At 46.2% G+C, this 24788-nt stretch carries 17 protein-coding genes and 1 pseudogene; 3 read left to right on the forward strand and 15 right to left on the reverse strand.

Annotated features, from left to right (window positions below; genetic code table 11):
* Positions 1-16: 16 nt before the first annotated feature.
* The 3 genes from CIK99_RS06220 to CIK99_RS06225 all read right to left on the reverse strand — a co-directional run bounded on the left by CIK99_RS06220 (position 17) and on the right by CIK99_RS06225 (position 1460).
* Positions 17-538 carry a tetratricopeptide repeat protein gene (locus tag CIK99_RS06220; protein ID WP_094380690.1) on the reverse strand — a complete coding sequence of 174 codons (522 nt, stop codon included), beginning with the start codon at positions 536-538 and terminating at the stop codon, positions 17-19.
* Positions 539-712: 174 nt separating this feature from the next.
* The gene (locus tag CIK99_RS14870) at positions 713-895 is read right to left on the reverse strand and encodes a ribosome recycling factor (RefSeq protein WP_144007915.1); all 183 of its coding nucleotides are present in this window, start codon (positions 893-895) and stop codon (positions 713-715) included.
* Positions 876-1460, reverse strand: coding sequence for a zeta toxin family protein (locus tag CIK99_RS06225; RefSeq protein WP_094380691.1), 585 nt, complete (start codon positions 1458-1460; stop codon positions 876-878). The genes CIK99_RS14870 and CIK99_RS06225 overlap by 20 nt, the downstream gene beginning before the upstream one ends.
* 387 nt (positions 1461-1847) lie before the next feature.
* Between CIK99_RS06225 and CIK99_RS06230 the strand changes: the two genes are divergently transcribed.
* The gene (locus tag CIK99_RS06230; RefSeq protein ID WP_158215921.1) at positions 1848-2873 is read left to right on the forward strand and encodes an RNA ligase, Rnl2 family; all 1026 of its coding nucleotides are present in this window, start codon (positions 1848-1850) and stop codon (positions 2871-2873) included.
* Between the two features lie 232 nt (positions 2874-3105).
* Here CIK99_RS06230 and CIK99_RS06235 read toward each other — a convergent pair whose 3' ends face one another.
* Positions 3106-3507: a hypothetical protein gene (locus CIK99_RS06235; RefSeq protein ID WP_094380722.1), complete on the reverse strand. Its 402-nt coding sequence runs from the start codon at positions 3505-3507 to the stop codon at positions 3106-3108.
* Between the two features lie 883 nt (positions 3508-4390).
* On the opposite strand from CIK99_RS06235, the gene CIK99_RS06240 reads away from it, so the two are divergent.
* Both CIK99_RS06240 and CIK99_RS06245 read left to right on the forward strand, forming a co-directional pair.
* Entirely contained in the window at positions 4391-5029 is a 639-nt protein-coding gene (locus tag CIK99_RS06240) for a VWA domain-containing protein (RefSeq protein WP_094380693.1), read from the forward strand.
* A 927-nt stretch (positions 5030-5956) separates the two neighbouring features.
* Entirely contained in the window at positions 5957-6202 is a 246-nt protein-coding gene (locus CIK99_RS06245) for a hypothetical protein (RefSeq protein WP_094380694.1), read from the forward strand.
* 297 nt (positions 6203-6499) lie between these two features.
* On the opposite strand, the gene CIK99_RS06250 is transcribed toward CIK99_RS06245, so the two are convergent.
* From CIK99_RS06250 to CIK99_RS06300, 11 genes and pseudogenes are all read right to left on the reverse strand, one after another.
* Positions 6500-7894 (reverse strand): ATP-binding protein, encoded by a 1395-nt coding sequence (locus CIK99_RS06250; RefSeq protein WP_094380695.1) that lies wholly within the window; start codon positions 7892-7894, stop codon positions 6500-6502.
* A gap of 583 nt (positions 7895-8477) precedes the next feature.
* Positions 8478-8885, reverse strand: a complete 408-nt coding sequence (locus tag CIK99_RS06260) for a DUF4476 domain-containing protein (protein ID WP_094380696.1) — start codon at positions 8883-8885, stop codon at positions 8478-8480.
* Positions 8886-9035: 150 nt separating this feature from the next.
* Positions 9036-10490, reverse strand: a complete 1455-nt coding sequence (locus CIK99_RS15740) for an MBOAT family protein (RefSeq protein ID WP_254047744.1) — start codon at positions 10488-10490, stop codon at positions 9036-9038.
* Between the two features lie 249 nt (positions 10491-10739).
* Positions 10740-11957: pseudogene (locus CIK99_RS16030) on the reverse strand (GDSL-type esterase/lipase family protein); the annotation flags it as partial.
* A 435-nt stretch (positions 11958-12392) separates the two neighbouring features.
* Positions 12393-13826 carry a DUF6057 family protein gene (locus CIK99_RS06270; RefSeq protein ID WP_094380698.1) on the reverse strand — a complete coding sequence of 478 codons (1434 nt, stop codon included), beginning with the start codon at positions 13824-13826 and terminating at the stop codon, positions 12393-12395.
* Positions 13826-15280: a PD40 domain-containing protein gene (locus CIK99_RS06275; protein WP_094380699.1), complete on the reverse strand. Its 1455-nt coding sequence runs from the start codon at positions 15278-15280 to the stop codon at positions 13826-13828. The genes CIK99_RS06270 and CIK99_RS06275 overlap by 1 nt, the downstream gene beginning before the upstream one ends.
* A gap of 202 nt (positions 15281-15482) precedes the next feature.
* Positions 15483-17822 carry an endo-1,4-beta-xylanase gene (locus CIK99_RS06280; RefSeq protein WP_094380700.1) on the reverse strand — a complete coding sequence of 780 codons (2340 nt, stop codon included), beginning with the start codon at positions 17820-17822 and terminating at the stop codon, positions 15483-15485.
* Between the two features lie 153 nt (positions 17823-17975).
* On the reverse strand, positions 17976-20111 hold the full coding sequence (locus CIK99_RS06285) for a hypothetical protein (RefSeq protein WP_094380701.1): 2136 nt from the start codon (positions 20109-20111) through the stop codon (positions 17976-17978).
* A gap of 39 nt (positions 20112-20150) precedes the next feature.
* Positions 20151-21806: an endo-1,4-beta-xylanase gene (locus CIK99_RS06290; RefSeq protein WP_158215922.1), complete on the reverse strand. Its 1656-nt coding sequence runs from the start codon at positions 21804-21806 to the stop codon at positions 20151-20153.
* Positions 21807-21825: 19 nt separating this feature from the next.
* Positions 21826-22947 carry a DUF5627 domain-containing protein gene (locus CIK99_RS06295; RefSeq protein WP_094380703.1) on the reverse strand — a complete coding sequence of 374 codons (1122 nt, stop codon included), beginning with the start codon at positions 22945-22947 and terminating at the stop codon, positions 21826-21828.
* 22 nt (positions 22948-22969) lie between these two features.
* Positions 22970-24781 carry a RagB/SusD family nutrient uptake outer membrane protein gene (locus CIK99_RS06300; protein ID WP_094380704.1) on the reverse strand — a complete coding sequence of 604 codons (1812 nt, stop codon included), beginning with the start codon at positions 24779-24781 and terminating at the stop codon, positions 22970-22972.
* Positions 24782-24788: the final 7 nt, after the last annotated feature.

Consider the following 24788-nt stretch of genomic DNA (forward strand, 5'->3'; position numbering starts at 1 on the left):
TTTGATATTATTACGATTATTCCATAAAGTTAAATTCTTCCAATTTCTTCTTTGCCAAGGGATGCCCCTCTTGGTAAGCCAGACGGTAATATCGCTTGGCTTCTGCAATATTTACCTCTGTTCCCCAGCCTTTTTCATAGAACTCACCAACACGATAATGTGCATAGGGAAACCCACAAGACTTATACAGTTCAAAGGCTCGTTTCATGTCAATAGTATATCCACCTGTACCTTTACGAAAGATATCAGCAAGATTACTTTTCGCGTAGTCATTTCCCTGAGCTACCGACTTTTCGTACCATTTAACAGCTTCTGAAATGTTTTTGGGTCCAAACAATCCATTTTCGAACATGCAACCGATGTCATTCTGTAAGCCTTCATCCTCAAGGTATTCAGAATCCGGGTCTCCTGTAATAAGATTATATACATCTTCTATATATTCTTTTGTCCATCCCCAGTCCTCTGCCTTGTCTGAATAGCATAGGATTATTCTGGAATTGTTGCGAGGGATTCCCTCAAATTCGTCTTTCTTTTCCATATTATAAAATTTTTATTATTATCAATATCTGTTTCTCTAATTTCTGCTTATATTCTATTAAAAGAAAAAAGACACTGAAATATTTAGTTCATAATAAAATTTTAACTTAAATTGGCAAAAGTAAAGAAAGGTGTCAAAGTGGATAATGTCAACATTTTCTTGTATAAGGCATGATTACTGAAACCGCGGATTGGCGGCTATAACATCTTTTGCCGCAACGTGATATATCCTTCCGTTGTCATCTTGATACACACACGTCTCTCCCCTCGCCGCTTTTTCATGCAGCATATTGCGCTCAGCCTCAAGAAGGCCTTTGTCAAGAGCCTCAACATATAAATTAAATTCTTTTCCTGACATAACTCTGTATTATTTTATATTTTAATTCATTTAAGACCACACACTCATCACAAATACTACCCCATGCAATTTTTTCTCTGGCATTATCACTATTGTCGTATATCATCCAACTGTCAACCTCATTCATAAACAGATTGAATAGGTTGGAGATACCAGCGGAATATCTTCTGATAATGACATCCTGAGGAATGTTGTGTCCACCATGCGCAACTCGCTCAGCCACTCGCTGCATAGCCAGTTCTGGGGATTTCAACCAAAAGTAAATAAGATGCACTTGGTATCCTTCGGTATGAGCACGTCTTACAAGATTGATATATGAGCGTGTGGCAAGTGTAGTCTCGATAGAAAAAGACTCTCCTCTTCTAATCAGACAATCTATCCTTTCAAGCATAAGTCTTCCAGCCTCTATTGCAACTCCTTCAGGGTTGAATGGCGACAGACCTTTGGCGATTTCATCAGCATTTACGAATTCCCTTACCAAAAGAGCTTTTGGTAATATCGTCATGGAAGCTGTGGTCTTTCCTGCCCCATTACATCCCGCTATGATATATAACAATCGAGCCATAATGCCGCAAAATTACTATAAAAAAAAATAATCTCCAAATAATTATAAGAAAAATCGACAAATAAATAAAGTTATATTTGTTGGAATGGAAAATATTGCTTACCTTTGCGGCGATTTTTGAAAAACTTAGGTATAATATATAATTAAGGTAATGCTAAGAATTGTAATGAACATAACGCAGATTATGGCTGTCCGGAGCATGGAATGCATCGGAGAGGGACGGTATGTTCATACAGCGGACATTGCCACGACATTAATAGACATCCGGAAATAACAATTTCCCTTTTGCCCTTAATCGACTGTTTTCTTCTCCCTGTCGCCACAGGGCAAATATTTCGTTTGTTTAACTGCGCATATATGCGCCAAAAATCAATTTTTCACACAATTATGATTAGATTCAAGAAGTACAGTTCCATCGAGAACTCCTTCAACATGAAGTTCATGGACAAGGTCAGGGCAGAGATGCCTTCCGACCTCAAGTATGTAGTGCAGGAGAAGGTTCATGGTGCCAACACCAGCTTCCTCTGCGACGGTAATGACGTCAGCTTTGCAAAGAGAACATCTGTTCTGACTGACGATGAGAAATTCTATGACTACGAGCAGATACTTGCAGATTATCGGGAGCGGGTGATAGCATTGTATAATGACATCAAGACAATCAATGAAGATATTGAGTCGATAAGCGTTTTTGGCGAACTCTTCGGCGGACGTTATCCCCACAAGGAAGTGAAGAGCGACAAGCCTTTAACTCTGATTCAGAAGGGCGTATATTATACTCCCGCACATGAGTTCTATGGCTTTGACATCTATCTCGACAAGGCGGAAGGCGGAAGGTATCTGTCTGTAGAAGAAACCAATGCATTGTTCGATAAACACGGATTCTTCTATGCCAAGACCTTGTTCTCAGGCACATTGGAAGAATGCCTTAGCTATCCCAATGCCTTCCAGAGCAAGATTTCGGGATGGCTCGGTCTGCCTGTGATTGAGGATAACATCTGCGAGGGTGTAGTCATCAGACCCGTTGTGCCGATGTATCTCAGCAATAGGGACAGAGTGCTGATTAAAAACAAGAATGCTCGTTTTGCTGAAATGAAACAGATGAAAAAGCGCAACAAACTCTTCAAAGAACCCGTTCCTTTCAGTGAGGAACTGAAAGCACTTGTTGCCATGGTTGAGGCATACGTAAATGAGAATCGCCTTGCCAATGTAATAAGCCACATTGGAGAAGTTTCGTTCCCCAAGGACACCGGCAAGGTGTTGGGAATGTTCTGCAAGGATGTGCTCAATGATTTCCTAAAGGAATATGGCGGCAAGTATTCTGGTCTTGACAAATGCGAACAGAAATCTCTTAACAAAGAGGTGAACAAACTCTGCTCTGTCGTCCTGACCAAGGAGTATCTGTCAAAACGATAATCTCTCATCCTATATTTATATCCCCGTTGAACCGTTATGATTCGACGGGGATAATAAAAAACCGAAAATTCCCAAATCTTTTTCACGATATTGTAGGAAAATCCCCAAATCTTTGCTGAATGACACAAATGAAATACAGGTATTAATTATTATTGTAACAACAAAAAAAACGAATGAAAATCTGAAGTAGCACTCCAAAAAATCACTCGATTTTTACTATATAGAATTATGATTACTGTATCTCCTCCCAGAAATCCTCTGGCAGGGAGATGTTTTCCACTGCTGCCGCCTCGGCGAAGAGTGGAGCTATCTCGTCGGGAGAGAAGCCGGCTATGCCACAGCCGATGCGGGTGACGAGGAAATGCTGGTCGGGATGCTGCTTAGCGTAGGCTATGAACTTATCGACATAGGGGCGGATAGTGTCAACGCCTCCCTGCATGGTGGGAATGGCATAGCTCTGCCCCTGAATGCCATCGCCATTGCCCATTACGGCACCAAAATATAGATGGGCGATGCGGGCGGCACCGCCTCCGTGCATACCTGCTAGGTTGCTGCCGAAGACAAACACCTCGTTGGGTTTGAGACTCGTGATGAAGTCGGGAGTCACGCGACCCTCTCTGTTTGTTGCTTTCATACTGTTTCGCATAAATAGTGAATACATGACACCTACAGAATTATTGGCGCCGACTGTATAGTCGTAATCCATGGACATGGCCGCACCATCGCATGGCACACCGCCTCTGGATTCGTAGTTGCGACGGAAATAAGGAATGATGACTTCGTCGAGTATCTTATGGTATCGCTGCGATACTGCCGAGGGAGTCATCCCCAACTCTGCCGCCACATCTTTCGTCTTAAATCCATCTACGAGTATCATCTTCATGATGATCGACGCACGACTGTCGCGACCGAGAAAGCAATTGCATGCCTCCTCCACCATCTTTCGAACTTCATATTTGTAGTTGTCGTCGGGAATATCAAACTCTAATTGCGACTTCCCCACCCTCTCCTCCATCGAGCATATCTCAAACTCGGTCTTATATGCCTTCAATCGGTCGAGCAGCACGAAGCGGAAACCGTTCACCATCCAAGTCTTCAGCTTCACCCACTGACTGCGGTCGTCGAGCTGGCGGAAGTCATGGCGGTCGAGCGAGAGGTAATACTCATGGGCTATGCTGTAGAAGTCAAGACCAGGCTTGCCTTCGAGTCCATACCTATTATTATATATGGCGTAGGCTATGCGGCAGTATTTATAGAAATACTCCCTCGTGATGCGTTCGTCCTTGCGTTTCAGCCCATCCACAATCTCCTTGTCCGACAGTGAGTCAATGTCCTTTTTCGTCATCTTCATTTGCCTTTTATCTGTATCTGAGGGCAAATTTACAAGTTTTTTTTCATTTTTCTTCATGTTCCACTTAATTTTTTATCGTTTTTATTCTTTTAAAAGATAAACGACGTCGAAATATTAAGTTCACAACAATAGTTTAACACATTTAATGTAAAAGGAGAAATGAATTATGAAACGAGTATTCAACATGATTATCGTGGATGAGAGCGGATCGATGTGTGTGATAGAGCGTCAGGCTCTCGCTGGCATAAACGAGACGATAGACACGGTGAAGAAGATGCAGAGACTACACCCCGACATGGAACAGCGCATATCGCTGCTCACCTTCGACAGTGGTCACAGGACATTCAAATACGACAACGTGAAGGCGGAGTCGGTACACCGTCTCAGTCCCAACGACTATAATCCCTGCGGAGGCACACCGCTCTACGACGCCATCGGCATAGCCATCTCGAAGCTCAACGCACAGACCACCGAGCACGACAACGTCCTGGTGACCATCATCACCGACGGCGAGGAAAACAGTTCTCTGGAATATTCCCTGCGCATGATAAAGACGCTCATAGACAAGATGAAGAAGCAGGGATGGACCTTCACCCTCATCGGCACCGACAACCTCGACGTGGAGGGCATGGCAGGACAGATGAACATCGACAACCACCTCGCGTTCAAAGAAGATGCAGAGGGCACGCGCATGATGTTCATGCGTGAGCGTCAGGCAAGGGAGAGATTCAACACTTGCTTGGCTGAAGGCCGAAACATGGAGAATGGCAGCTATTTTGACGAAGAACCTGCAAGCAAATCTTAATCCACCTCACGCCGTTTATAACGTAACGTTACGTCTCTGCAAACGTAACGTCACGCTTTATTACTATTTCAAGTTTATGAAGTACTTAACTCAACTTTCGGAAGTGGAAATTCCAAATGTATAAGGGTTTTGTATAAACCACAGAGTTTAAGAGATTAAGAGCGTTTGCACTATGTAAGAGATTGAATGCTAAGGCATTTTGAGTTCTTAGAGGGCTGCGCATGACAACAGCAGCATAGAAACTCTGCGTTCTCCGTCGCTTGCGACCTACTCTATATAAAGCAACAATCTCTTTTCCTCTTTATCTCTGTGGCTTAAATATCAAAATGCCGTATGGTTTAGGCCCATCGCTCATACCCCTTTGGCGGAATTTGATATGTATATTCCGCCAGAAATGGGAAATATTGTTATAGTTTGGCGGCTTTCAGTATATATATTCCGCCAAATCAATTCTTTTTTGTATCTTTGTGGCGAAATTGCAATAAAAGAAGTATGGACACATTAATAGGCAGAAACGAAGAGATTAGAGAAATCAACGAACTCCACGATTATTAAATGTTTAACCTCAAAGGTGGCAGTAGTAGCAGTAAAAAAACACAAAATGCTTAATATAAGAAATGTCCAAGAATGCCTATTCTTATATCATAAGAACAGGGTATCCTAAGGTCATAAGAACAGGGCATTCAGTTGTCAAGTGAATAGGGCATTCAGTTGTCAAGTGAACAGGGCATTCAGTTGTCAAGAGAACAGGGTATTCAGTTACCAAGTGAATAGGGTATTCAGTTATCAAGTGAATAAGGTATTCAGTTATCAAGTGAATAAGGTATTCAGTTACAGTCACAAGGAGCAAAGGGATAAAGGTTGAAAAGCATCACACCCGAGGGTAAACTACTACTGGCTCGATAGTGGAATAAAGCACTTGTTGCCATGGTAGAGGCATACGTAAATGAGAATCGCCTTGCCAATGTAATAAGCCACATTGGAGAAGTTTCGTTCCCCAAGGACACCGGCAAGGTGTTGGGAATGTTCTGCAAGGATGTGCTCAATGATTTCCTAAAGGAACATGGCGGCAAGTATTCTGGTCTTGACAAATGCGAACAGAAATCTCTTAACAAAGAGGTGAACAAACTCTGCTCTGTCGTCCTGACCAAGGAGTATCTGTCAAAACGATAATCTCTCATCCTCTATTTATATCCCCGTTGAACAGTTATGATTCGACAGGGATAATAAAAAACCGAAAATCCCCAAATCTTTTTTCCAAAAATGTAGGAAAATCCCCAAATCTTTTTCCCGAAAATGTAGGAAAATCCCCAAATCTTTGGTGTCAGAGGTTAATAAAGGAGCTGTCCAAACTTACCTTTGGGTTAGTGTATTCTCTGCCCATTTCTGGCTCATCCATTCCAGGACTGGGGCAGCATGGCAGTATTCGTAATCAAGTTTCTTCATTTTTCACATATACTATTCAGATAATCAAGCAGTCCAATGCCCTTTGGTGTCAACATACTGAAGGCAGAATGTCATGTACGCAGGAATGAAAACAGTGTTTCCATCCACCTTGAGGTTCTTGGGATGAATGACATAGCATCCATCTATCCGCTGGCGGAATCGCTCTTCAAACCTTTGCAATGATTTTATCGTGTATCTGTCATTTGACTTCACCTCAATCGGATATACTTTGTATTTCAGTTTACTGTTGTTGGATATCAGAAAGTCAATCTCAATATCGTTTCTGTGCTTCTCTTCATTGTATTTGGTATAGAAGAACAAACGATGCCCATTTGCCACAAGCATTTGGGATATTACATTCTCATAGAACATACCCTCGTTTATGGACATCTTGCCAAACAGCAGTTCGCGGTAAAGGTCATTGTCCGTAATCTCATTCTCGCTGAATGTATGGCTTACAAGCAGTCCTGTGTCGCACATGTAACATTTCACGTAGGTGCGGTCTTCGTTCAACGACAAACCAACGTTAGGGTCGGAGCAGTTGAAACACTGGTTGACCATCATCGAGTCAGCAAGCCAGAAGAATGTGTCGTGATATTTTGGGAAAGTGGCGTTCTTGTCAAGTCTGTTCATGACGACACGCCGTTCCTTGTGTGACAGGAAGGCGGGAATTTGGTCAAACAGGGCAATTACTCCTGACTTGTATGAAGAATGAATCTTCATAATGTCGTTCCTGTACATTTCAAGAATATCGCGTTTTTCCATGTCGGCTTGTCTGAAGTCTCTGTCGTTATCAATATATGCAAGCACGCTTTGGGGCATTCCTCCAACTATCATGTATTGCCTGAACATCATCATTGCCTTAGCGTGCAATGACTGTTCGAGAGGCATGAGTTTATCAAAGCACTTCCTGATGTAGCTTACCATCATCTCGTCGCCCAATGCCCATGCAAATTCCTCAAAGTCCATGGGATACATAGCCAGTCGCCTCTCTTCCGAGGGGAGGGTGATGCCATCCACATTTTCTTTAATGGATATTAGTGAGCCTGTTTCAATATAGTCAAACCTGCCATCTGCAACAAGGTATTTCACTGCCTGACGAGCCTTGGGGAAACGCTGTATTTCATCAAATATGACAACCGATTCTCTTCTATACAGTTTTTTATTGTATTCCGACTCGATTATCATGAAAAACGTGTCAAGGTCGTTGAGGTAATTGTTAAAGGCGGAGATGACAGTGTCGCTCGCCAGGTTGAAGTCGATTAGTATATAGCTTCGATATTCGTTTTTTGCGAACTCCTCCACTATGGTTGACTTCCCGATACGGCGTGCTCCCTCTACCAGAAGGGCCTTTGTCCCTCCCGTTTCGCTTTTCCAGTTCTTCAACTTATTGTAAATCTTGCGCTTGAATACCCTCATAACATTTGCTTTTTATGTATTTTTCGCTGCAAAGTTACTCAATAAATCTGGAATGCGCAAGTTTATTATTCTAAAAAATGTCAATAGTGCGCAGGTTTGCCTGCGGCTGATATGTCAGGAATGCGCAGGTTAATGCCCAAAATACCGCCTAAGTTCGGAGTGAATAACTCCTTTTAACTCAATTAATAACAACCATTATATCTCCTCCCAGAAATCATCTGGCAGGGAGATGTTTTCCACTGCTGCCGCCTCGGCAAAGAGGGGAGCTATCTCGTCGGGAGAGAAGCCGGCTATGCCACAGCCTATGCGGGTGACGAGAAGTACTTAACTCAACTTTCGGAAGTGGAAATTCCAAATGTATAAGGGTTTTGTATAAACCTCAGAGTTTAAGAGATTAAGAGCGTTTGTACTATGTAAGAGATTGAATGCCAAGGCATTTTGGGTTCTTAGAGGGCTGCGCATGACAACAGCAGCATAGAAACTCTGCGTTCTCCGTCGCTTGCGACCTACTCTATATAAAGCAACAATCTCTTTTCCTCCTTATCTCTGTGGTTTAAAAAAATTACTTCCGAAAGTTGAGTTCCTAATGGTTTCTACAACCGCCGATAATCCTTGCGGCCTCTTCCTTCTCGCTCTGGAAGGTGAGGGACTCGTAAATCAGATAGGCATGGCGGGGATCGATGATGCGTGGTGCCATAAAACGGAGAGCCGCTAACTTCTTGTCGCCGAATGAGAAAATGCTCATTATCGACGCACACTGCTCACATGAATAAAACGCCCCAAGACTTGCCACCTCAATGAGATCCATCTTGCGGTCGTCGAAACTGGCATTCTTCACCTTATCGTATAATATGGCAAACTTGTCGTCGCTTAGACAGAACAGTTTTTCTTCTCTTGGCTCACGCTTGCGCCTGAAGTCCTGAGCCTGGGCGTCAATTGCTCCAAATGCCATGCAAGAGAGCAACATAATGATAAATAATCTACTTTTCATAATAATCACTTTTTGTTATTTTTCGGCAAAGGTAATGTCATTTTGCTTATTTCACAAGGGAAATTCCCTATAAGGCAATAGGAATATTCATACTATGGCATGATTGTCTCCCTCGTTCTCTTTTTTGCTAATATAAGCTATAATTTTCCCCTAAAACTGGAAATAGATAAACGGCTGGATCTCGCTGCTCTTCACTTGGACAATGATATACGCCACAACTACAAGCACAAAGACCTGAAGCAGCAGACCGCCTGATTTCAACGCCAAGACACATCGACTGAGAAAGCGGTTGCTGATGTAATGTGAAGCATAGCCAAAAGCCATCAGAGCCATCACTATCCAGTAACTCTTCATCACTTCAGACGCCATCTCTGCATGGAAACTTCCAACAATCTGCCAGAGCATCGTCATGCAAGAGCCAAGGTCGGGCATGCGGAACACCATAAACAACAACGCTATGGCATGGAACGTCAACACCACTCCAGCCACACGCCTTATGCCACGAGACCTGTAATGGCGACTGCGCCCCAACACCGTCTGACTGAAGAACTTATGAAAGGCTAACAGCACTCCATGCACACCGCCCCACACCACGAAATTCCAGCTCGCTCCGTGCCACAGTCCACATAACAACATCGACGAAAGCAAGTTAGTGTATGTGCGCACACTGCCATGACGGTTGCCACCAAAGGCAATATACACATAGTCGCGAATCCACGACGACAACGAGATGTGCCACCTGCGCCAGAACTCTGTCACACTCGCACTCTTGAACGGAGCGTTGAAGTTGTCGGGGAAGTGGAAGCCCAACAGCAGGGCAATGCCAATGGCCATGTCGCTATAGCCGCTGAAGTCGCAGTAGATCTGCAAGGTGTAGCCATAGATGCCAAGAAGATTCTCGAAGCCAGTATAGAGCTGAGGGTTCTCAAACACACGGTCCACGAAGTTGAGGCTGATGTAGTCGCTTATTATCGCCTTCTTTGCCAGTCCCATGGCTATCATCATCACTCCACGCGCCATCATCGTCTCGCTCACTCCGCCACGACGGCGGATCTGCGGTATGAAGTCGCGCGCCCTGACTATCGGTCCTGCCACAAGCTGCGGAAAGAACGACACGTAGAAGGCATAGTCGAGCCACGAGCCTACAGGCTTCAGACGGCGACGATAGACATCGATGGTGTAGCTCATGCTCTGGAATGTGAAGAAGCTGATGCCTACGGGCAGCACTATGTCGAGCGGCGTAAACTGACAGCCGCTGAGTCCTGCAAAGATCGAACCGAAGAAGTTGGTGTATTTAAAATAAAACAGCAGGCCGAGGTCGGTGAGTATGCTCAGCGAAAGCAACGCTCCCCTACCCTTCGTGGCTCGAGCCATCCAGCGAGCAATGAGATAGTCGGTGGTGGTGACTGCGGCGAGCAGCACGAAATGCAGGCCACTGCTCTTGTAGTAGAAGTAATAAGAGAAAAGCGTGACAAACATCAGCTTTGCCGTGGTCTTTCCCGACAACATATAGTAGAAGAGCGTAAATACCACAAACATTGCCATAAACAGTCCGCTGCTGAATATCAGCGGCGACGCCTTGTCGTAAGTCAGCTGTTTTGTCAGCCTCTGCCATACGTCGGTAGAGGTAACTGTCTCTCCACTGTCGTGGGTAGAGGCAACTGTCTTTTCCCTATTGAGGTTAGAGTTGGCGGCGAGCGATGAGTCGGCGACGTGGTTCTCTTCCTCGGCAGCAGTCTTGGCGATGCTGTCTTCCATTTCGCCGTCGGCTACCGCCTGAGTGTCAACGGTTTTCACTCCGAGCAGTTCCTTACACACTATCTCGGCAAGGTGCTTTCCGCCTTCGAAGTTTATATGAATATAGTCTTTGTTAGCCCATCCTTTTTCCACATACTTTGCCATAGACTCGTCGCCTCCCATGGCATTGAAGAGGTCGAAGAACGCCACTCCGCTCTCTGAGGCTATCTGTCGCTGGTATCTTGCCAACTTCTTCACCGCGTTCATGGTGCGTATTCCGTCGGCCGAGCGTTGGTCGCGGTCGCTCACGTTACATACCATGATCGAAGCTCCGGGACACGCACGCTTGATCTTCTCCACGATCTCCGTCATCTTCTTCACATAAGCCTTGTAAAACGATTCCGGATTGCCGTCAGCTGCACAGTTTATTCCGTAGTGGATGATTATCAGGTCGTAAGGTCTCATACGGTAGAACTGCCTCAGCGTGGCGTCGGGTATCTTTGCCAACGAGAATCCAGGCAGTCCGCGCAGTCCGAGGTTGTCCACCACAATGCCTTTCACTGGTTCGAGCGACGCGCCAAACACTGTTGTTCCCTCGCCCGCCTCAATGTTATATGTAATGGCGTCTGCCCTGCCGTTGGTCTCAAGGTATTGTATGCTTGGTGACGACTGGAACTCATGTCTCACGGCGTTGGAGTCGTTACCTATGGTCACCGTCATGGGCTGTTGTGTAGTAAACCACAGCCTTGCCTTCTGCCATGTTGACCGTCTCCCGCGGAAGGTCAATGCCTTGTAGGTCAGCCTTGCATGTCCGTTCAGTGTGTAGTATTTCTGGTTTATGCCCTGTCGGCTGCTGTCGAAAGGCTTTTCGTTTGTGAGATGAGGTATGAAGCCGTCAGACACTATTCTCACCGTGGGTCTGAAGGCGTTGGTGCCTTTGGCGCAATCCACCCATCCCACTCCGCAGCCCCCATATCGCTGCTGTAGTATGTCGCGAATGTCGGCTGTGAGAATGTCGCCCTCGATAAACGAGTCGCCGTAGTAAGCTATTCTCACCGGTCGTCCCATCGTCTCCACGCTGTCGAGACATTGGTAGAAGTGTCCCAGTCCGCCGCTGTTGCCACCAGAGTAGTCGGTGATGATGTCGTTTGCAGCCGTCACCACTTTCTTTGCTGATAGCTGTTGCGACTGCGAAGAGTCGGCAGCAACGACCGAGGGCACTTCGGGCAGCGGCGGCAGCTTGTCGTTTATCTGTCTAAGGTCGTCGATGTCAGAGAGTATTTTCACCTCCCTGAGCGTATAGTCGCCAATGGTTATGGCCGGCATCTGGTACATGGCGAGCAGAGCCACAAACACTAAAGCCACGGTGATGAATACCGTGGCGTGCGACTTCGATATATTATTATTGTTGTTGTTCTCCACTGTTTTTATCCTATTATCCTTTTGAAAAGAGGCGCAAAGTTACACATTATTTATTATATATGCAAATAATATATCCCATTTGTTCGTATCTACCTCATTTTTTTATCTACAAACAAGCTTACTGTTTTGAAGTCCCTCTCCCTATTTCTTTGAACTTTTCTTCCTGTCCTTGATAATATCCGCGAAATTGTCTATTGCCCATTGTATCATGGGGCGACAGGGTGGAGTTTTGCTACCACGCGAGGAAAAAATAAATTCCACGTGTGGGAGCAATATTTTGGTCGCGGGAGAGGGAAAATAATCTTTCTCCTAATGCAATCTAATAGAATAATGACAGATACTCGACAATCAGAAATAATATGCCCAGAAGGTGTTGGGATAAATGGACTTTACGCGCGCTTTATCACCATTTTTCACCAACTCTTTCACCTCCTGAAATTCTGCACGCACTTCGTTGTCAATAGTAAATCCGTCAAGCGCCTTTGGTGTATTGACAGATATCAACATAAGAGCTTCCTGATAGTAGCGCGGAATGTGCTCTCCATGGGCATATTGCGTGTTGGCAATCACCTTGAAGGCGAGATAGAAGTCTTTACAGTTCTTCTCTGCGAGGAGGCCACAAAGCACTAAATCAGCACATTTACGGTTGTCAGGATAGAGGTTACACATTTCTGAAATCATAACCAAGATGTCGGAAGAGGAGAACTGCACACAGTCTGCCTCAGCTGTGGGCTTGACATTCTTTATAGCTTCCAACTGTGGTCTTCTCTCGTCAACCCAGTGCTTCATTACAGTGGAATGGCTTAATATATCCATATACTTCTTAGCAAGCGCATAGTTTTTGGCATCGATATTTGTTTCGACCAATCGCCTGAGCACGTCGAAACTGACACCGAAACCCGATTGTACCTGTTGTTGGAATACATTATGAATCACGACATTTGGCATTCCAAGCGAGCTAAAGAGCTGTGCATTATACATGCGGCTCATCGGTTCGTTACGGCCTGTCAACCAGAAATCATCGGGCTGGGACACATTGTAAAGGAACATACGCTCTGCCAATTCACCTTTTTCCAATAGTGCAAGCACAGCATAGCGTTGGGCAAAGATGTTCGTCTCGGCTTTGTCAGGAGTGGCGACTTCAAGTAGGGCGTCCCACTGGCGTGTCTCAGCTAAACGTTGCATCTTCCAGAGATTCTCATACTCGATGCAACCTTTATTCTTATATCCGAGATTATATACGGAGAAGGCCAAAATAGCAACAGACGCGAGCACTTCCACAACCCCCCTCGACAGCAACGAAGGAATGTGCAGTGACATACGCTTCCATATAGTAATCACAGTCACCACGGCTGTTATCACCACAGAGACGATAATCCATGTAAGTGAGCGTGTGAGGGTAAAGTCCCAGTATTGTTCGCCGACAAAGAACGGCACTGGCAACGCCGCAAGCCAAAGCAGGCGGGAAGGATTGTCGAAAAGACGTATCACAACCACCATTGCACAGAGCATTATCACTACTGCAAAAAGTGCCTGCAACGCCGCACCCACGGCGGGATAATAATAGAATTGGAGCAGAAATGCGCCTGCATATTTCAATATGTCGTCGGGGAGAACTGCCGACAACGACAACACGTCGGGCAGTGTAGAGAAATAGCTAAAGCCCTCAAGCCAAAGGAGGCTGTGATAATAGCAGAAGTACCACACACACCACAACACCACGAACAACGTCACAGCATAAATACAGACATGTATATATAGAGGTAATTTGCAGTTTTTCATCACTTTATTATATTGTCTTCACATTCAAATAACTCTATCGTATTCTTTGGCATCTCCACCCTGCCATCCATGAATTCGGGAATATTAAACGACTTCAGGCGCAGAGTGTTCTGACGCGGGTCTCGTTGTGGAAGCAAGAAAGGCTTGCATGGCTTGCCGTCCTTGTCGAGATAGGCTATGAACAGACGGGTATATCTGCCGTCGAGCCTGCGGCTGGAGAACATCACCCAGCGGCCGTTCTTCGACCATGAGTGATAACTATCGGTGTTGCCCTTGTCATTCCATATATTAATCTCCACAGGAGCACCTGTCGTGAGGTCAATCATCTTCAAGTCAGCCTCATTATGCCAGATGGGGAAAGTACCGAAGTCGGCAAGTGTAAAGAGCAGATAACGGCCATCGGGTGAGACACGTGGAAACGACGCACTTCCTCCTTGAGTCCTTGCGTTATATACCGTGTCAACACGATTGCCTAATGTACCCTTGGCAGCGTCAAAATCTACCCTAATGATGCTATAGTGAAGATTCTTACGGTCAGCAGGCATATCTCTCTTTGGAGCACAAGAGAAATAAAGCCACTTGCCGTCGGGCGACCATCCAGGGAAGGTCTCCAAAGTCTCCTCAGTCAGAAATCTCGGGTCTTTTACTATCTTTTCCTCCTTGGTGTCATAGATGACGAGGTCAGACGTAAGGTCAAAGACTTCTACAGGCTGTCTGCCCTCTGCATAGAAGTTCTGTCGGGTGACGTTTGACGAGAAGGCAATGAAGCGCCCTTCGGGATGCCATGCCGGATAGACCACGCTCATCTCAGGCTTCACCTTCTGTGTCTTTCCATTCTCAAGGAAGATGGTTCCTCCGTTGGCGCCGCGTGCGTGAAACATCATACGCTTAGCCGAACGACGGTCAAAGTTATGGCAGTTGACACACGCACTCTTTGATGTCTTGTTGGTGATTATCTCATCTTCGTCGAAGCTACTGAGTTCACGCTGATAAATACCCATATATCTCCATGACTCATATCCAGGCTCTATCAAGCGATAAGCTATCCAAGGATCGATTTCGTCCTTTGACACGTTGACTGAGAATGGCTTGTATTTAATGCCGTCGGGATAGTTGTCATTCCACATCGACACTTCCACTTCAATGGTCTTTCCCGCTGCCTTTGCAGTCATCTCCTGCCATTCGTCAACAGGAATATCCACCACGCCCTCGCTGCCGCATACCGTCGCCAGTTCCTCACCGCCGACAATAAACGTAGCCTGGATATGCTCCGCTCCATCAATCATGAAATTCAACGGAGCAATATTTACGGGCACAGTCACTCCCTTATAGTCGGGAAATATCTCTGGTTGCACGTCAGCCGTGCGGGCCGCTTTCCTTGTCTTTGTGCAGCCCGTCAGCAATAAGCATACTGTCAACAATAATGTTGAAAATATTGTTGTATTAAATCTCATTAACTTAAGTTTCGTATGTACTCAACTCTAAGAAGTTAAGGAAGTTAAAGAAGAAGTTTCCTTGAGCGAAGCGAAAAAAAGAAGTTAAAGACAATAGTCTTTTCGTTTCCTTTCGGGAGTTTTCTGGGCTTTGACATACGTCTTTAACTTCCTTAACTTCTTTAACTTCCCCTTGCTGCGAAAGTTGAGTCATTAATAATTCTTATTTCTTCACCATCTTCTTTCCATTCACGATATAGAAGCCGGCAGGAAGTGTCGAGATGTCTGTTCCCTCAGAGATGCGACGGCCAGACAGGTCGTAGATTCCTTTCTTCACTATCGGTTCTTCTTCATTCACAGTCTCTATGCCAGACACCACGCCACCGAATCCGCGAACGAATCCTGCATAGGCATGCTTGCGATAGTAGTTGATGTCCCAAATGCCCACAGGAGTATTGGCACGCCAACCGCTGCCAACGGGTGAGTCGGTAGGACACCAGTGGCAGATGCCCCACTGCTGTTCTGGAGGAATGATAGTAAGATACTGCTTAACGATCCATTCGTAATAGTCGGCCATGCGCTGATGCATCTCCTCTGTCATATTGCCAGTGCTTACGCTATTGCCGTTCTTGTCGTCCATACCCATGTCAAACTCCGACACACGACAGAGCTTGCCGCTCTGAGCCATCAGCTTAAACATCTGTGTGATATGCTTCTTGCGGTTGTTCAGTTCGTTGTCACTCATACTGCACGAGAGGTGCATCTGCGTACCTATACCGTCAATCTTAGTAACTCCGTCAGCCTCCCATTTCTTTATCCAGTTGATGAGCGACTTGAGCTTCTTGTTGTTATCCCAGAAGCTTTCGAGGTTGTAGTCGTTGATAAAGAGCTTAATGTCCTCGGGACCATACTTGCGTGCAAGACGCACTGCCTGACGCACATATTCGAGGTCGCCCATATAGTCCTGCCAGTAGAAGGCGTCGCCGCCCACATCCCAGGTGCCATTAGGGTTATAGCCTTCGGAGTGTTGCAGGGTGTAGTTGCCTTCACCGTCGTTGCCGCCGCCCGAGATGGCCTCGTTCACCACATCCCATGCCTTCACCTTGCCGCCACATGCCTGCATCATGCCTTTTATCCACTTGTCCATGGCATATACTAAGGTGTCGTGGCGTTCCTCCTGTGAAAGCGGTATGCTGGATGGCACATACACGTAAGTAAGGTGTTCGCAGATAGCCGGTGCCTCAACACCTCCGCGGTTGGTCTTTATCTTAAACGACGACACGTCTGTTCCTTCCAAGTCGCCATTCTTTATCTTTTCTGTGCCGTTGATTTTCAGGCTCACATTGTCAAAATAGTAGTTGTTAGCATCTGACAAATCGCTCAGGTTGAAGGCGATGCTCTTTCCTGCCTTGCTGAATGTGCCCGACACTTTTATCGTCTTCCACTCTGTTGTGAAAGGAATTTTGCCAAAAGCCTCGTGGTGAACATAGTTAGAAGGGTCGTTATGTATCTGTGTAGATGCCGTGGCAGCCTTATCGGCACGCACGTCGGCAGTGAACTCATACTTTGCGCCAGAGCTGAAGCTACCTGGCACCAGCCAGAACTGGTTGTCCCATACCTCATCCACACGCTCGGTGGCCTCCACCTTAAGACAGCGGCGGTCCTCCTCTATGGTCTTTCCTAACTTTGTTCCCTCAAACTTGATGTCGCGGATGTATATGTCGCCTTCAAAGTCGCCGCACTGTAACATATAGAAGTTGCTGGCGTATGATGCCTTGTAGTCGCGTGTTACGGTCTTCCACTCCGTGTCGAAAGCCACGTCGCCACCAGGACCTCCTGCCCAGTCGCCCAACTTAGTGTGCAACTTGCCCGCCTTTGTGCCCTTCACGGTCATACTCATGCGATATGTCTTACCTTTCTCCATCAAGATATCCGTACAAGCCAGGAACTGCACGTCCCACGAGTTGGGGTTCTTCTTCGTACAGTGTATTTTGAGTCCGTTGGTGGAGCTAAACGACAGTTTATATCCATAAGTCGTCTCGTCGCTCTTCCACCCCACTGACTGGTTTGAGCGGAAGTCTTTGCTATATACAGGCACATATACGGTCACGTCGCCGTCTTCGAGTTCAGGGGCTGGTTTGTCCTGCAGAAGCTTGAGCAGCCATCCTTTGGGTTGCTGCGAGTGCCAGGCGAGTGTATGTCCATATACTTCAAGTCCAGCATTTGTTGCCGTATTAACAAAATTCGTTACGTTGCTGAAGTTCATGTTTCCGTTGCCATCGACGCAGCTTGACATCTTCATGGCATTACCTGCCACAGTCTCGTTGGCATTCCTGTTGATACACTCGCGCACCATCGACTTGTTGAGATAGTCGTTGACGATGATAGCGAGTCCCATACGGAAATTAGGGTATTGGCTCCTGTCTATGTATTTCTTCAGGTCTGCATAGTCATCAAGATAACGGTAGTTGTTGTCGTTAGGCTTGCCCATCTCAAAATGCTGTTGGGCAACAACCGGTATCGACATTCCCAATGCGAGGATAAATGTGGTAATTTTCTTCATTATCAGTTAATAGTTACTTCTTTAACATCTTTACTTCCCTTATTTTTGAAAGGTTTAGTTATTTACTAAACAACAGCCGCTACGATCTGTAACAGATGTAGCCGCTGTTGTTTAGATTATATATAGGCATGAATACCTATATAAGAGTTATGATTATTCTACAACATACTTCTTGCCGTTCTTTACGACAATACCCTTGAAATTCTTAGATACTGCCTGGCCAGCGAGGTTGTATGCCTTGCCAGAAACAACGTTGTCATTAGATACGCTGTTGATGCCAGATGGATCTCCGTACTGGTAAGGAGCTGTACCTGCACCTTCCTTAACATAGAAGTTGTTTGTGCCAGTCTGGTCGATAAGGCTCTCTGTACCGTCAGCAAGCTTCCAAACGATGTTCTTGATAGTATAGTCGCAAGCGCCCTTGATTTCAGCCATGTTGAATGCGATAGACTTCATGCCGTCAGCATTAGAACCAACTGTCAAAGTCTTAGAGAAGTGCTGCTCCTCAGTTGTGAAGGTAACATCACCGATGCAGTTCCAGTCCTTGTATTCACCTGGATTAACGTGGCACTGTGTAGTAGTCTTAGCCTCTACATTTGCTACATAGTCAAACTCTACGATTGTCTCCTCACCTGCGGTAAGAGCGCGGTTAGCAACGATGAAGAACTGGTTGTCCCAAGGCTGGCCTTCGCCAACTTGCTCTTCAATTGGATTGCCGTCGTTGTCAGTTCCGCGCCAGTCTCTCTCCTGACCCTTAACAACTACTACAGTTGGGTTAGGATTGATTTCGATAGGCTCAATGATAGTACCCTCAATCATCTCGAATGCCATAGAACTATATTCTGTATCAATATAAATCTTCCAAATACCTGCACCTGGGAGGGTCAGCTTAGCAAGGCTTGCAGGAGCATAATTGAGCCATGTATCAGGATCATTAACGATTGCACCAGCTGGCTTGAGGGTTGCGCCCTTGAATGCTGCATCATTACCACGTATGGTAGAAATCATTACCTGAGAAACGTAAGCACCCTTCTCACCTACAGTAGCCTCGAGGGCACCTTCTTCATTCTCAACAAACTCTATAGCATTGTCCAGGTCATAGTCAAGACCCTCAGCAGGGTTGGCACCTGCAACGAAGTAACCCTCGTCGAGCTTCATGGTTTGCCAAGAGAGGTCGTCGAAATAGAAGTCAACAGCTTCCTTCACGTCAGGATTGAGGTTGAATGCGACAGACCAAGCGTTAGCCTGACTTGCATCAATAGTGATAATCTTTTCGAAATTCTGCCATTCTGTTGTGAATTCCACATCACCGATAGCATACCAAATCTGATAGTCAGATGGTTTCTGGTGGTGCATCTGGGTGTTTGTCTTACAAGCCTTTGAAGCCTTGTAGCGGAAGCTAACCTTAATCTGTGTACCTTCCTTCCAAGGCTGCTTCGACTGAATCCAGAACTGGTTGTCCCATGCAGCAGCATCACCCTCGGTGTCAGCAACAGCTCCGTGAACAACGAATACTTTGCTACCGTCAACCTCTTCGATATTTGCTGGGAATGGGTCAGAACCGCCAGTCTCTTCGTTTACATTGGTACCCTTCTGCTTAGCCCATGCACAAACCTTGAAGTTATTCTCCATATCATCGTACTTCACGTCAGCAAGACCCATCTCTGCCCAAGTCTTCTCAGCATCGCCGTTCTCGAGCTGCTCAAGCCATGTGATAGGCTTCTGTGGCTTCGCGTTGTGACCTACGATGACATACTTCCACTCGATGATGGCAGCAGTGTTAGGCTGTGCGATAAGAGCACAAGAAGTACCGCCAATGCCAGAGACTTCCATCTCAACCTCAGCCCATTCAGTGCCAACATTTAATGAAGAAGAAACACGCTGGCCATCGCCCCAACCCCACTGGAAATTCACAGGAACTGTACAAGCCTCAGAGGCCTTAACCATTGCCTTTACAGTGTAAGAGCCGTCAAGCTCTGTAGGTATTCCATCAGCAATGAAATACTGGTGCCATGTACCTTCTTCTTTTGCAATTCTGTAATACTCAGTGCCGTTGTTTGTCTTAACAATAACGTCACTGGACTTTCCATCTTCATTGTCCGTTGTAACATACTCAAAGTTACCACCCATGTCGGTCATAACTCCATCTACCCACTCTGGCACGAATCCCATCACGTAGAATGGGAAACCTGAGTACTTAGAGTAGTCAACTTTGTAGTCTTCTACCCACTCTGCCTTTGCTCCCAGGACGCATGTCAAGAGAACAAATAATGTAAATAGTTTCTTCATAATTAAATAGGATTAAATTAGTAAAAATATAAAAAGTTATTAATTTCCGCTGAGAGCGTCGCAGAACGCCTTATAAGTGGCAGTGCGAACCCAGTCCTTACTGTTACTATCTACAGACCACAATCCCACAGGATCGCTGGTGTCAACCATGTTACCCTTGCACAGACCAGCCTGCTTGTCGCTTGGTATCTTGCTCATATAGCTCTTGATGACATAAGCATAAAAGTCAGCAAGCTTCTGGCGCTGCTCTTCGGTGATGTCTTTCGCCGATACATTAGCTCCTGTGGCATCCTTATAAGTGATATCAAAGTTTGAAAGACGTATCAGTTTGCCTGTAGAGACAAGGTTTTCGAGAAGCTTGTCAAAAGCAGCAACAGTCTCTGCCTGTGTGGCAGCGTCCTCGCTGTAAGAGAGATTGAGCTTGGCATTGATACCGTCAATCTTTGCACCCTTTGCGTCCCATACGCCAATCCAATATTTGAGACTCTCAAATCTCTTTTGGTCGGCAAGGCCAGTCTCGCTGATGAAGAACTTCAGTTGGGCAGGGTCACCATTGCGATTAGTGAATGCTTTGATAGCTGCGTCAGACACCGCTTTGGCATAGTTCTCGCTGCCAAAGACATCCTGCCAGAATATCTTCTCGGTAGAATGCTTGAGGTCGAGCATACCATTCTCCAATTCTGCCTTAGTGTCAAGTGCCTCGTCGATGAGGTCGAACGACTTGATACGTCCGGCATTGATCTTCATCAGTCCGTCGCACCATGCATTAAGGGCATAATTGAGAGTGTCGTTCAGCTCCTGAGCAGTCTGTGGACGATGGTTATCAGGAGTGTGAACTACTGAAACATTCTTTATATACACATCACTGTTCAAGTTTCCTTCAACCATGAGGTAACCGGCTGTAGCACCTTCAGCAGGTGTTGCCTCTACAACGACTTTCACCCACTTGCCTTTCTTGAGTTCATACAACTTGTCACCTTTGCCTTCCTGGATCTTATTATCAGAGAATGTGCAGACAACAGTTTCGTCTTTGTCAACCTTGGCATAGAATGTTACGGTATAAGTGCCCAAGAGGTCGATATCGAAGTCCTCGACAATATACACCTTTGAACGCTTAGGAAGCTTCAGGGCATTTTCAGTACCGTCATAATTCTTAACGATAGATGGCTTACCTTTCTTTGCAGTACCTGTAAAGGTCTCCATGGTGGTGTAATCAACATACTTGTCCTGGATTGGATCTACAGCAATCTCAATAGGCGCTGTAAGTGTGTTCAGCCACTCGTCAGCCTGGTTGGCATTAGCCACGATAGGGCTACCGAACACGTCGCCGCCAATCTCTTCCACATGGTCGAGAAGGTCCTTCATGTCGAGGAAGTTCATCACTCCCTTTGCGTTGACAATCTTTCCAGACATCAGCGATGTGCCGAAAGCCAGGTTGTCGAAGTTGGTCATGGCAGCGGCATGAGCAAGTGCCTGTTTGTTGTAATCAGTCACCTTGAGAGTTACACCGAGAGACATGTTAGGATTCTTGCTCCGGTCAATATATGACTTGACCGGTGCTAAATCCTTATATGGCTCTGTTATGGTGGGATCGGGCTCTGCTGTGAAATCATCTGTCACATTATAGTCGGCACACGAAACAGCGAAAACGCCTGTAGCCAACATCAAGAGACCATTTATAATGTTCTTTTTCATAATCATTGCCTCCTATTTGTTATTTTACATATTTTGGAGAGAAGAACTCTCTCTTGTTTGACTCACGGGTCTGAACAACGAGCGTGTCGTTTGTAGATACCTGGATATCCTTGTCGGCGAAGTTCACGTTGTATGACAGACGGAGGATGTCGCGCTGTACGGGCTGGCCGTTGTTGCTACCCCACTGGTAGTCTTTGTATTCAGGTCTCTCAGTACCTTTTTCAATAAACTCACCAGAGCCAGTCACTGTCACACCCTCGTCGTCGGTAGATATTGTACACTGATCGCCATTGAAGGTAAGTATGAGGTTACATGGCACCGAAGCTCCCGAGGTCTTGAACGATACGGGGAAGATAGCCTGCTTCATGTTCTTTGTTGAAATACCACACACCTCGTCGTTCTGGTTCACTGGGTTCTCCTTATAATGCTCCTGGTCGGTGTTTATAAGCGAGAAGTCCTTGCGTACGACGGTGGTTGTGGCACCCTTCTCAGTCACATTGTCAACACCGCGACGGATATACTTAGCATCCCATGGGTTCTTGTACTTCACACAGTAAAGCACATAGTCCTTGGCAAGCACATCCCAGTCACCGGTATTCTGGCGGGCAGGTGTCAAGCCCTCACGTGGAGTACCGGTGAGGATATGGTCGATACCACTCACCTTTGTCATCAACAGTGGAATGACGTATGTGCTCTCAATAGCCTTCGGGTCGTTGAAGAAAGCGTCAGTGAACTGCACTTCCACATATCCGCGCTGGTCGCCATTATAAGGGATGGTGTTGCCTACGAGGTTGTAGTATTCCTTCGGCATTGGGCGAACAGGCTCTGATGGGTTTCCACCAGCATCCACGAACCAGAGGTTGTCGCAGAGAGACTCATCCACAACGATATCAGCCACAGCGTCACGGCCTTTGTAAGCACCGCCCATAGTTGCCCATATATGGCATTTGTGCTCATTGTCGATGGTGTTGTCATAGATATCGTTACCCAGGATGAGCGTGCGCACTGGATACTGATATGCGAAGTAGGCTGTTGTGCCGCCTTCATAGTCAGGGAAATCACTCTCTGAATTATAGCAAGACGCTAATGCAAGTGAGAACATTCCCAAAGTTACACCGTATATATATTTCTTCAGTTTCATAATAATATGTATTTATGCAATTTTAACGCCAACCTTTGTTTTGTTTGAGATTGCTCCATTTAAGGACCTCACTCTTTGGAATAGGACCGTACCACTGGTAAGAGCTGTCGTACTTGCGCTCCTCAACGTCGATCACTTTGTATGAGAGCTCGCCTTCGTCGTTACGGTCAATCATAATACCCTTGACAGTCTCGTTAAGAGGCATCTTCCAGCGACGGAGATCCCAGAAGCGCTTGTTCTCGAAGCAAAGCTCGATGCGACGCTCATTGCGGATCAGCTCTGTCATCTTTGCCTGGTCGGCAGCGCACTCTTCAAGATATGCGTCGCCTTCGGGCAGGTCAAAGCCTATCTCGTCTTTTCCGAGACCAGCACGCTGACGGATAGCCTTTATCACGTCGTAAGCGGTGAAGCCAACACCTGTCGGGTCAGCCTTTGGTCCCCATGCGTCGTTAGCAGCCTCTGCGTATGCGAGGAACATTTCCGTATAGCGTATGCGAGGATAGATGTGATACTGCTCGACGAGAGAACTTTGCAACGGACTTACCTTTTCGTTGAGGAGCTTCTTCATGTAGTATCCTGTACGTGTAGATGTATTGCCGTAGTTGATGTTGTCAAGCGACTCGTCCTTGTCGTTAGGATATGTACCTGTGATAATCAAGGTATTTCTGAATGTAACACCGTTATAGAGGATGTCATCGCTAAGACGAGGGTCACGATTTGCGTATGGGTTCTTTGGGTCGTAGCCAGACTTTGGATCTGTTATAGGCCTACCGCTACGCATTGGGAACGCGTCAACAAGATTCTGTGAAGGATTAACACGACCGTTGCCATAGAGCGTTGGAGGGAAGTTCTCCCTTTCCTGATTTGCATCCTTGCTACGGTCAGCACGCCACAAGATCTCAGGCATTTCCGATGCACTTGGATCGAGTTTGCTATGGTTCTTGTACCATATTGAGCCGTCTTTGTCAAATCCGTTCAATCCGTCGATACGTTTGAGGACGTTAGCGCAAAGCACTGCTGCCTCGGCAGAAGTCACGCCACTCTGGTCACGGAATGCGGGGCTGGCAGCGAGAAGGGCTACCTGTGCCTTGATGGCCTCGGCAATCTTGCCTGACATAAGTCCTTTAGACCTTGAACCGAACACGAGGTTATAACCTGTTGACTCAGCACCTAACTCCTTGTACTTTGCAGGAATCTCGTCAACCGAAAGATCCACATAGTCGGTAGGAAGGTATTTCATAGCACTGTCGCAGTCGGCGAAGCACTGCTTCACGCAGTCAGAGAAGAGGGCGCGTGGCTGGTTGAAGTCAGAGCTACCGTCTTCTGGCTCGGTCAACAGAGGCACACCATAGAGCTGATCGTCATCAGCATATCCTCCGTGGGCCTGAAGCAGATAATAATAGAAGAGGGCGCGTAGGCCATAAGCCTCACCTTTCTGACGGTCGATGAACATCTGCTGCTTTGAAGCCGCACTGGGAGCCCACTTTACCTTGTCAACGATAGTAAGGAACTTGTTGACATACTGGATACCATCCTTACAGCTGTTCCACTGAGACATCGGGTCGTTGTCAGCTGCCCATGTACCCGTCGCCATATTCAGGAAACTGCTGTTTGTATTGTTTGTAACAGCATCATCAGTGGCAACGTCAGTCTGCGTGGAGGTAGCGTATGGAAGACGGCTATAGCCGTACATCAGCAGACCAGCAGCATACTTTGACTCCTCGTACATGGCATCCTCCTGACGGTTGTTCTCGTCAGCAGGTGCGAACATGTCCTGACATGAACTCAGGGTCAGGAGTGCCGTCAAATACAATATAATATTTTTTGTCTTCATTTTATAT

Origin of the sequence: Prevotella sp. P5-92 (assembly GCF_002251245.1) — a bacterium.
Classification (GTDB): domain Bacteria; phylum Bacteroidota; class Bacteroidia; order Bacteroidales; family Bacteroidaceae; genus Prevotella.